13 protein-coding genes are annotated in these 14,134 nt (G+C 32.8%); 3 read left to right on the forward strand and 10 right to left on the reverse strand.

Annotation, left to right across the window (positions count from 1 at the left end; all coding sequences use genetic code 11):
- Window position 1 precedes the first annotated feature (1 nt).
- Window positions 2-670, forward strand: a complete 669-nt coding sequence (locus ABD077_RS01380) for a bifunctional 4-hydroxy-2-oxoglutarate aldolase/2-dehydro-3-deoxy-phosphogluconate aldolase (RefSeq protein WP_343909757.1) — start codon at window positions 2-4, stop codon at window positions 668-670.
- 44 nt (window positions 671-714) lie between these two features.
- Here the strand turns inward: ABD077_RS01380 and ABD077_RS01385 are convergent, their stop codons facing one another.
- From ABD077_RS01385 to ABD077_RS01410, 6 genes are all read right to left on the reverse strand, one after another.
- Window positions 715-1,728 carry a DUF6588 family protein gene (locus ABD077_RS01385; RefSeq protein ID WP_343909759.1) on the reverse strand — a complete coding sequence of 338 codons (1,014 nt, stop codon included), beginning with the start codon at window positions 1,726-1,728 and terminating at the stop codon, window positions 715-717.
- A 124-nt stretch (window positions 1,729-1,852) separates the two neighbouring features.
- Complete coding sequence (locus ABD077_RS01390; RefSeq protein ID WP_299605287.1) at window positions 1,853-1,987, reverse strand: hypothetical protein; 135 nt, start codon at window positions 1,985-1,987, stop codon at window positions 1,853-1,855.
- A 31-nt stretch (window positions 1,988-2,018) separates the two neighbouring features.
- Window positions 2,019-2,375, reverse strand: coding sequence for a hypothetical protein (locus tag ABD077_RS01395; RefSeq protein ID WP_343909762.1), 357 nt, complete (start codon window positions 2,373-2,375; stop codon window positions 2,019-2,021).
- Between the two features lie 364 nt (window positions 2,376-2,739).
- On the reverse strand, window positions 2,740-3,294 hold the full coding sequence (locus ABD077_RS01400) for a hypothetical protein (protein ID WP_343909764.1): 555 nt from the start codon (window positions 3,292-3,294) through the stop codon (window positions 2,740-2,742).
- Between the two features lie 46 nt (window positions 3,295-3,340).
- Window positions 3,341-4,252, reverse strand: coding sequence for a mechanosensitive ion channel family protein (locus ABD077_RS01405; protein ID WP_343909766.1), 912 nt, complete (start codon window positions 4,250-4,252; stop codon window positions 3,341-3,343).
- A 2-nt stretch (window positions 4,253-4,254) separates the two neighbouring features.
- Window positions 4,255-4,767, reverse strand: a complete 513-nt coding sequence (locus tag ABD077_RS01410; RefSeq protein WP_343909768.1) for a Dps family protein — start codon at window positions 4,765-4,767, stop codon at window positions 4,255-4,257.
- A gap of 531 nt (window positions 4,768-5,298) precedes the next feature.
- Between ABD077_RS01410 and ABD077_RS01415 the strand changes: the two genes are divergently transcribed.
- A complete protein-coding gene (locus ABD077_RS01415) occupies window positions 5,299-5,820 on the forward strand; it encodes a DUF3124 domain-containing protein (protein WP_343909770.1) in 522 nt (173 codons plus the stop codon).
- 64 nt (window positions 5,821-5,884) lie between these two features.
- On the opposite strand, the gene ABD077_RS01420 is transcribed toward ABD077_RS01415, so the two are convergent.
- Entirely contained in the window at window positions 5,885-6,394 is a 510-nt protein-coding gene (locus ABD077_RS01420) for a mechanosensitive ion channel domain-containing protein (protein WP_343909772.1), read from the reverse strand.
- A 210-nt stretch (window positions 6,395-6,604) separates the two neighbouring features.
- Between ABD077_RS01420 and ABD077_RS01425 the strand changes: the two genes are divergently transcribed.
- On the forward strand, window positions 6,605-7,774 hold the full coding sequence (locus tag ABD077_RS01425; protein ID WP_343909774.1) for a cation:proton antiporter domain-containing protein: 1,170 nt from the start codon (window positions 6,605-6,607) through the stop codon (window positions 7,772-7,774).
- Between the two features lie 14 nt (window positions 7,775-7,788).
- Here the strand turns inward: ABD077_RS01425 and corA are convergent, their stop codons facing one another.
- The 3 genes from corA to ABD077_RS01440 all read right to left on the reverse strand — a co-directional run bounded on the left by corA (window position 7,789) and on the right by ABD077_RS01440 (window position 14,003).
- Complete coding sequence (corA, locus tag ABD077_RS01430; protein ID WP_343909776.1) at window positions 7,789-8,856, reverse strand: magnesium/cobalt transporter CorA; 1,068 nt, start codon at window positions 8,854-8,856, stop codon at window positions 7,789-7,791.
- Between the two features lie 153 nt (window positions 8,857-9,009).
- A complete protein-coding gene (locus ABD077_RS01435; RefSeq protein ID WP_343909778.1) occupies window positions 9,010-12,105 on the reverse strand; it encodes an FG-GAP-like repeat-containing protein in 3,096 nt (1,031 codons plus the stop codon).
- Between the two features lie 233 nt (window positions 12,106-12,338).
- Entirely contained in the window at window positions 12,339-14,003 is a 1,665-nt protein-coding gene (locus ABD077_RS01440) for an alpha/beta fold hydrolase (RefSeq protein WP_343909780.1), read from the reverse strand.
- Window positions 14,004-14,134 lie beyond the last annotated feature (131 nt).

Raw genomic sequence — 14,134 nt, forward strand, 5'->3', positions numbered from 1 at the left:
CATGGCAAAATATACTAGAATAGAAGTTGCGCAAACAATGGGAAGCACTAAGATTGTTCCCCTATTTTATCACGAAGATATTACGATTGCAAAAAAAGTATTAAAAGCTTGTTATGATGGTGGTGCCAGAGTATTTGAATTTACCAACAGAGGTGATCATGCTCATGAAATTTTCTCAGAATTAATAAAGTGGGTAAACTTAGAATTACCAGGCATGGTGCTAGGTATTGGATCAGTAGTAGATGCCGGCACAGCTTCTATTTTTATACAAAACGGTGCTAATTTTATCGTTTCTCCTGTACTAAATCCTGATATGGCTAAAGTATGTAATAGAAGAAAAGTTGCCTGGTTACCTGGATGTGGAACGTTGAGTGAAATTAATTATGCAGAAGAATTAGGAGCCGAGATTGTAAAAATATTTCCAGCTGGTCAAATTGGTGGTCCTGATTTTATAAAATCAGTGAAAGCACCTTGTCCTTGGTCACTTATCATGCCTAGCGGAGGTGTTACTCCAGAAGAAGATAACCTAAAAAAATGGTTTTCTTCTGGCGCTTATTGTGTGGGACTAGGTTCCAAATTGATATTTAAAAATAATAATGGTGATTTCGACTATGAAGCGATCACGGCAACCACGAAAAAATCAATAGCAATAGCTTCTAAGTTTCAATAGATTTCTTGATAATCATAAAACAATTTATCTAATAATCTCTGCTATTAGAATCCGAAATTGAGCCCTAGAGATGCTCCACTGTATTCGGCTATGTTATACTCTAGATTTGCTTTAAAAAATCCAAGAGAAACCTTTGCTCCTATCGTACCTCTTACACCAGATACTTTACTCTCTATCGAAAAAGGATCTGTAATCTCTTCGGATGATATAACACCCGATTGTACTCTGTAGACTCCTTTTAAATCAGTATTAGAAGTTCCCGAGATATACCCAATTCCTCCGTAGACATTAAAAACAGGTAATTTTGTTGATCCGATCAACTGAAATAATAGCGTATTGGTATCATTCTCGAAACGTTGGTTTTCTCCATCTACAATACTAGTATCTGTAAAATCATAACTCCCGTCTAAGTGCGTGTACGCTATTAACCCAGCAATTGCGACTGGAAATAATTTCTCAGCTGGCAACCAAGATGTAAATTCATGTTGCAACCCTATTCCATAAAATCCAACCTTTGCATCACTTGTATTTATTTGCGGGAAAAAACGCGCTTTTATTTCGGTTCCTTTTAACGGGCTAAAACTTGCTTGTAAAAATGCTGTCGGTACAAAATTGATATTAGATTCTCCTAAACCAGTTGGCAACTCAAATTCAGCATCTTGTGGAGGTAATCCTGGTATAGTACTTTCTCCTTCTACAAAAACAACAACTCCTTCAATATCTCCAAAAGCGGTCGCCACTTCTTGCTGCGTACTCCCATCTCTAAACTGAAGATTTTCATACTGCGAGGTATCTAGAATAAAAGACTTATTATCACTTCCTACAAAAGAAGCATTAGCAATGAGAGAAATTTCAAATCTAAATTTCTTCTTGGATTTTGCACTATTAAACCAACCTTGATTCATACTATAAATCAATCCATCTGAAGCTGGACGTAAGTAATCCGATGCAAAACGTTGGGCATCATTTACTCCAGCGGCTAATAGATCATCTATATTCTGTTGTCCAAAAGTATAGGAGAGATTACACACTAAAATAAGAAGCAGTATTTTTTTCATAGGTTTTAGGCTTTCAGGGAATTTTTATATCAACTACAAGATAACTTTTTTATTTAAAAACAAAAAAACGTTCCTACAATTTGTCTGTAGAAAACGTTTTTATGATTGGAAAACTCTTGTTTCCTTATAAAGCCGAGTTTGTGCTTACAACTTCCCAATAAGACATTTCCGAGAAATCCGTACACTTTCTTTTTTCATTTTGTTTTTTCCAATAATCGATAGCTGTTTTTATTTTTTTTGAGTTTTCTGTTTTTTCCAAAATATAAATGGTTTTGTTTATGTGGTTTTTATTATAGTGAATATACCATCGCGTTGATGTTATATCTTTTTATTAATCTTTCTGCATGTGCTTTATGTCCTTTGGGAGCTAACAAATGTAATTTTCCTCTTTTTACACCTGCGATAAAACTAAGTACCTTCCATTTTACAACTTGCTTTTTAGTATCCATGTTTTTTAACGCTATTTCTATAAAGTGTTTAGCGCCTCCATGGGTTACAAAAGATATATCTGCTCTGATTTTTTCTTTTGAAGATTTACTAATAAAAGCTTTAGGATCATCATAATCTTCTGCTATAGAATTTACAGATACTGTTGATCGTTTTTCGACCCAGGATAATGCTTTTTTCAAATATTTGTCTTTTCTCATATCGTTTAGCTATATATAGCTTTTTTAGGTTTCATATTATGTTTTATTTTATTTTGGAGCTTTCTTAAAAAACCTTTGCTTCCGAAATATTTTTTTCTCAGCCCAGGTCTCTGTATATGGTGTTTATGTTTCATAGTTTAAAAATTAAATGAGTATTATTATTAGTTTCAATTCATTATCGATGAATAGCATTGCTGCTGGCAGCGGGTAATTCTTTCACAAACTTCATCACGCTATTCATTAATATTCTTAAGTATCTGTAATATATTGTCATCGTATTTCCTTTAATGTGATTATATTTTTGAAACTGGTAAAGAAGTCGATTTCTCAACCTCTCTCCAGTGTATATTATTTTAGATCTGGCTTATTTTAATTCGTCATAAGTTTCTACACTTATTAAATGCCTATCCCCATTTGCAAAGGTGAGTTCGTATAACCCTTCATCATTCAATAAATCAGTATCAAGCATTTTTCCATTTTCGATTTTATCAATCCCTTTTATGCTATTTTCTTCATCATCTGCCGATACAGCCAATCCTTTACTGGTAAGATCAAAATCATATAATTCCTTTTCTCCTCGTCTATAAAATAATGAGATCATTTTATCATAAAACTCATCGCTATCGTTATCCAACATAATTACTTTTGTTACCTTATGTGGTATATCTGACCTATCCTGATTTAATTTATATTTATCTTCTTGATCCAAAACGATAGATTGCTCTGCTGACTCTGTTTCGAATTGCTTAAAAGTAATTTCTTGCCCATCTTTAATCACTTTATTCTCTTTTTTTATAGTCTCTATCAATACATTTTTATTCTCCTGGGCAAATGCACTGATTAAGGCAAATGTGAATAGAAATACCGAGGTCAATGTTAGTATGATATATATTTTGTTTTCTTTATTATTTGATTTCATATGCTTTAATTTTTGTATTTGTAATTATTTTTTCAATTCGTATTCTTTAATTTATTCCAAGGGTTTCTAATTGTTTTAATTCACTGGTTAGGTGCTTTTCATTTACATGTAGTGTTCGGATAGGAAATGGAATATTTACTCCATTCTTATCAAACGCTTTTTTAAGCTCAATAATCGCCTTACTTTTTGCCCTTAATCTGTCTAAACCACTCATTCCTTCAATCCAAAACCTACATAAGAAATTAATAGAACTGTCCTCAAACCCTGTGTAATAGAATTCTATCTGTTTATTAATTTTTTCTTGGTCAAATAAGTTCGAAATTGTTTCGATAGTAAGCTTTTGAACGGCTTCCAAATCAGATTTGTAATCAATACCGCATTCTAAAGAAATTCTCATTTCCTTGGTTAATGAGAAGTTTTTAAACGGATTCTCAATAATTTGTTTATTAGGAATGACAACTGTATTGTTATCTACCTCCTTTAAAACAAAATAGTTTAAATTAATATCTAATACTTCGCCAGAAAAACCATTAGTTTCGATCCAATTACCAACCTGAATATTATTTCTAAAAGACAAAACAATTCCGGATATAGTATTAGACAATGTGCCTTGTAATGCCAGTCCAATCACTAAACCTGAAACTCCAGCACCTGCTAATAGACTTGTTAATACTTGCCCTAGATTTAAAGCTGCTAATGCTAGAAACAATCCTCCTAAAACAACTATAATTGAAGCTCCTCTGGCAATAAGTTTTGTTATAGATGTTTGTCTTACTCTTTTATAAATTAACTTTAGCGTTACGTTATAAATTAATCTAGAAACTAAATAGGAGGCTATTAAGACCACTATCGCAACCCCAATATTAGGAAGGTTTGCTAACAACGTTTCCCACCAACTATATAATTTTTCCGTAACAGTTTCTAATGATTCCGGAACTTCATTTTGTAATAAGAACATAACTATTGCTTATTAAAATTTAGAGAAACTGTTTCCAAGTGCATTTTTGGTCTCTTACTCCAGGTTGCTAGGGTTACACTAGATTTTTTTATTTCATTTATATATGATTGGATCAAATCCTTGGTTTTTTCATCTCCTGTTATTGTCGTATTATTTCTGATACTTTTCATCCGATCCAATATGACAGCATGATCCCTTATGATCTCTTTTATCATTTCCTCATCTGTTTGAGGAAGTAAACCTCTTTCTATCGAAGTAATTTTCTTTAATTCTCTATATCCAGAAACAGGCTCATCCTGTATATCAGCTATTCTTTCTGCCAAACTATCTATATTGGTTTTAGCTTGATTATATAATTGTTCAAATCTATCGTGTAAGTCATTTTGCTTGTTGTTTCCTATATATCGATGAAAATCTCTTATTTTCTGATAATACATTTGATAATCAGCAAGCAGTGCATTACACTCCCATATAGTAGAAATTCTCAAATTATTATTGATAGTTAAATGATTCATTTTTTAAGTTTTGATTTCGTAAATGGTTTGTATTGCATCAACAGTTAAAAACTAGTTACAGAAAGTAACAGAAAAGAAAATGTTTTTTTAATAGAGATGCTGATTATAAAACAATACACTTGTAATATATGGCTCAGTAGAATTTTGTCAAGGCATTTAACGGGCTTTAACTTCAGTTAAGAATCTTTAACATAAGTATTTCTAAAATCACCTCTTATATGTTAATAAAAACTTAATTCATTTAACACCAAAAAATATGTTTTTACCCAAAAACAAGATAAAAAACAGCCTAAACCATCATTTTTTAATCAAAAAATATCATTTTTCAATCAAAAATTCAACTTTTTAAAAAAAATGAAATGTAATAAAAACATCATGTTTTTTATTAAAAAAATCATAACTATCATTTTTCAACATATTTGAAGTCACTAGAAAAACTGAGTTATTTTGTATACAACCTCCAATATAATTTCGGATATTGCTTACGCAAATAGTTATAATCTATTTGTATAATCTTTATAAATCAGAATCATGAGGTATTTACAGCGTTTGATGTATTTTTTAATATGTATTGTTTTATGGTCTTGTGTGGAAAAAAATCCCAATAAAGAAGTAGAGCAAGGAATTCTGAAAGAAAACAAAATGCCCTTATCAGGAGACGGTTTTAATTATCCTATTAAAAAGGAAGTATATGTTCCTATTTACTCTGATATTTATAATAAGACCAAAGACTTTAGATTTCAGCTAACTGCTACTTTAAGCATAAGAAATACAAGTCCGAGAGATTCTGTGTTTATTAAAAATGTTGACTATTATAACACTTCGGGAGATTTTGTTAGAGGTTATATACAACAACCCATTTTTCTGAAACCACTAGAATCTATAGAATATGTGATAGAAGAAGAGGATACTACTGGAGGTAGTGGTGCAAACTTTCTAATTACCTGGGGTTCTAACACAAATGTTAAACCACTATTTCAAGGGGTTACGGTAGGTGTCTCTGGTCAACAGGGTTTCAGTTTTACCACTGAAGGCATTACCGTTTCTGAATAGAAGCTTTATTTTCCAGAACATACCGAATGATTAAAAATTAAGACAATTAACCCAAGAACTATTTTTATTCTTTGTCTTTTTTTCTTTCAACAATTTCAATCCCTTTTTGAATTACTAAGGAATTAGGAAGTGTAATATTTTTACCATCATCAGTTCTTATGAACAAATAAAACCCGGTAATATCTACTAGCTCGCCTGTCCAATCAAAATCTTTATCTAAAACCCGAATCTTATCACCAATTCTGACTGGATGACTAAAAAACAAAATAACACTGGCAGTTAAACTGGAAAGTAAAGACCACTGAGCAAAAAAACCAATACCTAATACCGCAAGTACCGAAGAAATAAAAACTATGAATTGTCTGTAGTCTACACCCCAAATTACAGCAAGTATCGAAATAGCTATACCGTAAATAAAGAGATAACTAAGATTTAAGATGATTTTTCTACGGTTGATTTCGATAGATCGGATAAAACTAAATCTTCTGAGAGCCCTCTTAGTTAATATGATTATCCCAGTCATGGTTATAACTAATACGACTGTAAAAAGAATTTCTTTCTGATGATTAAACATATGACTACTATTTTTACAGATTAAACAGTGTAATCTTGATACATCAATTTTCTAAAAACCCAAAAAATGCATGAGTTTAAAACTTGAAAAAATTAACTTTTTATACCCACGCAAAGTTAAATTGTTTTTTACCAATTTATATAATTGATTTCATGTTTTAGTAATATTTTAAAAAGTATATTTGAAAGGAATCTTATTTACTAAAAGCATATGTTGTTTATAGCTTCCTTAGATCCGATAATTATACTAATTGCAATTTTTGCTATTTTAATTATTGGTATCAGTATCATCCTCAGAAAATTAAACCAAACCTATATCATAGGTTACATTCTTGTAGGTGTTATTTTAGGAGAGCACGGAATGAACTTGGTTCAGGATAAAGAATCGATACACCTTCTCGGAGAACTAGGTATCATTTTATTATTGTTTTTTATAGGTATGGAAATCAACCTTATTGATTTCATAAAACAGTGGAAACTTGCCGTAATAGGTACTATTTCGCAAATTGGACTTAGTGTAGCAATGGTATTGCTGATAGGATATTATTATGATTGGAGTTTTGCCAGATCAGTTGTACTTGGATTTGTTATTGCATTAAGTAGTTCTGCAGTTGTGATCAAGTTACTTCAGGATAAGAAATTAATAGATACTAAAGTTGGCAAAAATGTCCTCAGCATTCTATTAGCTCAGGATGTTGCTTTGGTTCCTTTGCTTCTAATTATTTCTCAATTAGGAGGCAAAACAGAATCCATAGAACACATACTTCTTATGATCTTAGGAGCAATCCTTATCGTTGGCATTTTAGTTTATATTTATATAAAGAAAACCATTACGCTACCCTTTTTCTCCAAAAAAATAGAACGTGACCATGAGTTACAAGTTTTTATGGCCATATTTTTATGCTTTGGAGGAGCACTGTTCACCTTGTTGTTTGGGTTGTCGGCTGCTCTAGGAGCTTTTATTGGGGGAATTATAATGAACTCGGCAAAAGAAACCGATTGGATTCATGATACGCTCCATTCGTTTCGAATACTATTTGTCTCTTTCTTTTTTATTAGCGTAGGACTGCAATTAGACCTTTCATTTATCTATAAAAATTTGTGGTCTATATCTATTGCAATTTTAGTTGTCTACTTAACCAATCATTTTCTAAATTCATTTATTCTACGATTTTTTTCTTGTAATTGGAAAGAGGCATTGTTAGGTGGTGCTCTTCTTGCACAAATCGGTGAACTGAGCTTTTTATTAAGTTCAACAGCATTTAGCTTAAATATTATAGAAGACTTTGGTTATAACTTTACCATTAGCCTTATTTCATTAACTCTGGTTATCAGTCCTTTTTGGATAGGTATTACAGAAAAGCTTACAGAAAAAAAGTGATTTTCATACGATCGTTACAACCATTTTTTACGTTTAAAATACATCAGTAGGGCTATAAAAATTAGTAAAAGAACTGCCCAAAAAATATAGTATCCATATTTGAATTTGAGTTCAGGAATGTTTTCAAAATTCATCCCGTAAATTCCCGCTAAAAACGTTAATGGAATAAAAATCGTAGCAATAATCGTGAGCACTTTCATGACCTCATTCATTTTGTTACTGATCGTTGTCATATACATATCCATTAAACTCCAAGTCATCTCTCTGTAGATTTCTACATTTTCAGAAACTTGTATGATATGATCGTATAAATCTCTGAGATATAAACGCGTTTTTTTAATCACGAGTTTATGTTCATTTTTTTCTAGTTTATTTACTACTTCTCTTAATGGAAATACGGCTCTTCTTATTTTTAGGATTTCTCGCTTAAGACCTTGTATTTCGAACGTAATGGCGTCGGTAGATGTATTTTCGAATAACATATCCTCTAATTCTTCAATCTTATCTCCAACCACTTCTATTAAATTGAAATAATTGTCTACAATAGCATCCATTAGCGTATACAACAGGTAATCTGCTCCCATTGTCCGAATTCTACCTTTATTATTTCGTATTCGATTTCGAATGGAATCAAAAACATCTCCATCAGATTCTTGAAAAGACAAGACATAACCATCGCCTAAGACTAAACTAACATGCTCTATACATAACTCATGCTCTTCATTGAAATACAACATCTTCAACACCACAAAAAGATAATTATCATATTCATCAATCTTGGGTCGTTGATGCGTATTTACAATGTCTTCCATTATTAATGGATGAAGATTGCAATAAGCTCCAAGTTTTTCGATAGTCTGGGTATGACCAAGACCATTAATATTTAACCAAGTGATCGGTTTAGAATCTATATATTGATAAGCATCATCAATGCTATGTAATTCATGTTCTTCCATAAAACTCTCATCATAATCAAAGAGTTCTATACTAACATCTGTAGTATTTTTTTTTCCTACATAAACTACGGTACCAGGAACTAAGCCTAATGATTTCTTAAAGGAAGACTGTTGTATCTCTTGCATTCTTTTTAATTAAGAAGTACAAATTATCACATTTTTTTGTCTCCTCAAAACATTGTAAAATATAGAAAGTAATCTCTTAATTAAGCTAACTAATAGAATATAAAAACATCATAATGATTTAATAAACCCAACCACGATCTACTGTAAAACACTTTATTTTTTTACAAACTGAACTCCTTCTAAACCATCATCAATTTTTACAAAATAGGTTCCTCTACTTAGATCTCTGATATCAATTGTATGATTCTCACTTTTAATAAGTGTATCTTTAACAAGTTTACCTGCAAAATCAAAAATCAGTACTTTATGCTTTCCAGATTTCACCCCTAAAAGTTGAATTTCTTCATAAGAAGGATTCGGTGAAATACTGAATGGTTGCTCATATTTTGTAGTATCAATTTTTGATTTCGAACCATTTGGCACAGTCACATTATCCTGAATACAAGTTGAAATGTTTTGCTGCCATCCTGTTCCTTCTGGTCTTATAGCTCCTCGTAAAGAATATGTTGTTCCTGAAACAGGAGCATTTGGTACGGTAATCGTGACATTTGCAATACCAGATCCTGCAGACACGGTAGTTTTTCCTACTCCAAGCCAATTGGTATTCCATAAAGCAACGATTACATCTCGATTAGTGTTTGCAGCGTAGTAAATCGGAACCGTAATACTTGTATTCGAGTTGATTTGAACAGGTAACACAGAACAATCCACAAGTTCAGTTCCGTTAGCAACAGCAATATTTTCATTGGTACATAATGTTATACTTTGTTGCCAAGGAGCATCAACAGGTCGAATAGAAGTTCTAAATTCGTATGTTGTACCTGCTACTGGAGTACTTGAAAAATTCATCACTACATTAGCAACTCCAGAGCCTTTGCTAACTGTAACTTTACCTATACCTGCCCAAGTATTATTAACATAAGCTAAAACCACAATATCTCTAGTTTGATTTGCCGTGTATCGCACCGGAACTACAATGGATTGTTTTGCAGGAATCATACTCGGTATCAAATCACAAGTTGCTTTTTCTTCTTCTGTTATATTACCATCTGTGCTCAAAACTTGATTAACTGATTCATTTGTGAATATTTTGGTTTCACCATTGCGCCATCTCACTGTTATTTCTTGAATTTGAGCATCATTACCCAAACCAAAATGAACCATATTGAGTAAACTTTGAGAGTGTGCAGAACCAGAAGAACCCACACGCTTAAACAATGTTTTTGTATTGGTTTTTACAGTTATTTCTGCAGAAATTGGATCAATATTCGAATTAGGAGAATACCCTACGTTTACTATCACGTAATTATTAGCATCTGTTCTTTGGTTTGAATACAAATGCCAAGTCCCTCGTTCATCACTTCCGTCCAAAATATCTACATCTCCATCAAGATCGTAATCAAAAGCCTGACTTTGATCTCCATGACTGCTTTCACCTGCATCATCAGCTCCATGAGAAGTAGTCACTTCAAATTTACCATTACCAGTATTTAATAGCATGTAATCAGCAACTCTTTCGTTCAATAGTGGATATCGATTCACAAATAAATCTGCAAACCCATCATTATTAAAATCACCAGTTGTGACACCCCAACTATTTCCTCCTAAAGGAACATTCCAATCATTAGCAACATTTACAAATTTGTTTCCTTCATTTTTAAGTAATATATCATATACATTTTTGTTGTTGGGTGTAAAACCTGGGGTTGCCGAGCTAATACCTTCAAGAGTCCATGATATCGACCAGTACAGTACACCTGTTCTAACGGATTCTAGTTTCCAGTTTCCATTACCTGTATGACCGATATATATCCCATTTTGATTTCTTGTTGCTGGCCAACCTTGAGCTTGATTTCTCTTAATAACTTGTTCTCCTGTAATTTGAGTTAGATCCACTCTTGTTTTTGCACTACCTAAGAATATTGGATAATCTCCATTATAAGTACTTCTAAAAACAGCTTCAAAACCTTTTAAGGTAAAATCTCCTTCCGCTGTAAAATCAATCAGAGATCTCCCTTCATCCCCTCGGTCTTTGACGTGCATAATCTGAGTGACCGGATTATAGTCAATTGCCTTATCTGCTACTTGCGTATAAGTTTTTCCACGAGAGATATAAATATCCAAATCTCCATCATTATCCATATCAAAGTCCGCCATTGCGAGCATGCTAGGAAGCCCTTGTACTCCTGCTGGTATCCACTGAGAAGTTACATTTGTGAATGTAAAATCTCCATTTCCTTTCCATACGGATATCGGAAAGAAAATAATAAAATCATCTATATGATCGCCATCAATATCTGTTAGCAAAAATCGATCTCCTGCTGCATTTTCAAAGTTTGGTACTCGTATGGTTTCAAAACGTCCATTTCCATTGTTCCTGTAGATCACATGTTTTCCTCCGTTAGGATTGTTCCATTGTGCATTCAACAAAACTAAATCCAAATCACTATCCGAATCAAAATCTCCCCACACTGCTGATCTTCCTCTAGCTCCTTCTGTTATTCCTACCTGATCATTTCCTAAAGTGAGTGTTCCGTTATTGTTAATGTAAAAATCTGGTGTATTTGGACTTGTTCCATTTCCTCCTCCTCGTGTTGCTACCAAATCTAAATCTCCATCATTATCAAAGTCTGCTGCAGAAGATCCATGCAAATCCTGTAATCTCCATCTTGCCAAATTAAAAGAGCGATCAAAAACTCCATTACCATCGTTCCAAACTAACTTGCTCGGATTATTAGGATCATTATGATTATTAAAAATCATATCATAATCTCCATCATTATCCATATCCGCTATGGTAGGACCTGCATATTTTAGAGCAGGACCTGTGGTAATTCCAGCAGATTGGGTTACATCTGTAAATAATGGATATTGAATAGAGATATCCTGAAAATTCAATTGGTTAATAGTAACATTACCTGATCGGGTTGCAATAGTGAGCGTTATTCGTCCGCTTTGGGGAAATCGTACGATAGCATTTAGCGAATGAGTCCCACTAGAAATGATATCAATATTATCCAAAATAACCTTGCCATCAGCCAAAATACTAAGGTTTGCATAATTAAAAGTAGTAGACACCTTAATGTTTACTTTTTTCACTAATGAACCTGAAACCGTATAGTTCAAATTTAAAGGAGATAACTGATTTACAAAGGTAGGATTGTTGATTTGAGATAAAACACCATTAATAACAATGATAGATAATAAAACAAATAGTTTTAGTTGTCTGTGTTTAGCGCAGTTTTTCATGAAATATGAGTTAAGTTGAGTTAGTCTAATTTTTTAAAAAACGCTACCGAATTTAGTTATAATTCGTATCTCAGCACTATGTTTTTACTGCACAAAAACTAGACAGAAACTCATTTTTCACCCATTTTTAATCGTGTTCCAACATAGATTATGGTATTAATTTGAAAGAAATATGGGAAAACCTTTTGCGGACACTTTTGATAGGAGATTTATAAATATATCCTTCCTATTTTTTAGTTTATAAAATCAGAAGGACTGATTTCAAATTCTTTTTTAAAGCATTTCGAGAAATAGGAAGGACTCGAAAAACCTGTCTGAAACGCTATTTCTGCAATCGTACTCTGTTTACTCATTAATAATTCTTTGGCTTTATGCAATCGAATAGAGGAGATCAATTGATTTGGAGACTTATTAGTAATTGCTTTGAGCTTTCTTTGTAGTTGTCGTTCACTTACGCCTATCTCTCTACACAGTATTGTAACTCCATAAAAATCATTACTTAAGTGATTATTAATATTTTGAATAACACGCTGTAAAAAAGAATCCTTATAGGGATCTTTAACTTTAGGAATATGAGGGACAATTTTTTCACGCTTCTGCTTTTTCGAGGCGGTATATAAAAGCATAGAAGTTCCTAAGTCGGTTTTAAAGACTGCCTTTTGCGGAGTGATATTGATATTTACCCCGATAAGTAAGTTCTTTACAGTTTCTGTTAATATAATTTGATTTGGAGTTGCTTGATTTGCTACAAGGGCAACAAAATCTTCCGTTTCTTCACAAATACAATCTACTACAGAACATTCTCTAATGTCAATTCCTATCGAAATATGAGCATTAAAACTTTGCACTGCTTCTACTAGCTCAGTACTGCAATGTACAGCTTTGCTAGGTCCTTCAAAAGTAATGGTAAAAGAGTTTTTAGTATCGATTACCAAATTTCCTTTATACGTATTCGCCAATTTCTTAACCAAATTTCTTACCGAATATTGATATGCTTCTGCAGCTTTTAAATGTCCAACCATAAAGGTGTACAACTTTCTTTCATATACTGGTTCGGAAGTTACCTTAATGCTATCAACAAAAGACTTTATCTCTTCTAAAACTTCAAACGTATTTCCTGCCCAAAACAAATGGTCATCTCCTTCTAGCTCCACCAATCTCGAATCTGGAATTCGATCTGCAATAAATCTTCCTTCTTCTATTTTTACATCAATATCACCAACTCTTTGAAGCAATAATGTTGGTACTTTTATGGAACCTAAAATATTAACAATGTCTACTTGGGTATTCATTTTGGTCAATATCATGGCAGCTCTAGGACTGGCTCCAGATCTAAAGTAGTTTGCCAACCACTCCATAAACACCTTATCTTTAGCTTTTGATGGTGCCAAAGATTCTAGATTCATAGCACCGCTCCCCCAATTGTTTTCGATCATGTCATACACTTCCTGACGTTCTTGATCGGTTGGCGCCCAAGGATAGTCATCAGCATATCTTCTCTTTGCAAAAATTCCAAAAGCAATTAATGAAATAACACGATCTGGATACGTAGCACTAAACAATGCCGAAACACTTCCTCCTTCTGAATGTCCAAATAATATAGCTTTTTCGGATCCTGCTGCATCCATAACAGCAGTAATATCTTCCATTCGTTCTTCTAAGGTAGCAAATTCCACCACTCTATCGGATAAACCTGTTCCTCTTTTGTCGAAAAGAATCACTCTGGCAAATTTTCCTAATTCTTCGAAAAAACTAACCAATTCTGGACAAGACCACATCAGATCTATATTAGAAACCCATCCTGGTATATATACTAGGTCTACTGGTCCCGAACCGAATACCTGATAAGCGATATTTACATCTCCACTCTTTGCATAAGCTGTCTTTGGTTTTGTCATTGTGATCGTTTTAAGAAGGTTAATAAACTGTAGAAAATCTACTTCTGTAAAACTATAAAACAACAACACGTAACCCACAATAACAGTAAGCACAAAGTGTATACGACCTGTATAAAACTGTTAAAAAAGCG

The sequence above is a fragment of the Aquimarina litoralis genome (genome assembly GCF_039523995.1).
In the GTDB taxonomy this organism is placed as follows: Bacteria; Bacteroidota; Bacteroidia; order Flavobacteriales; family Flavobacteriaceae; genus Aquimarina; species Aquimarina litoralis.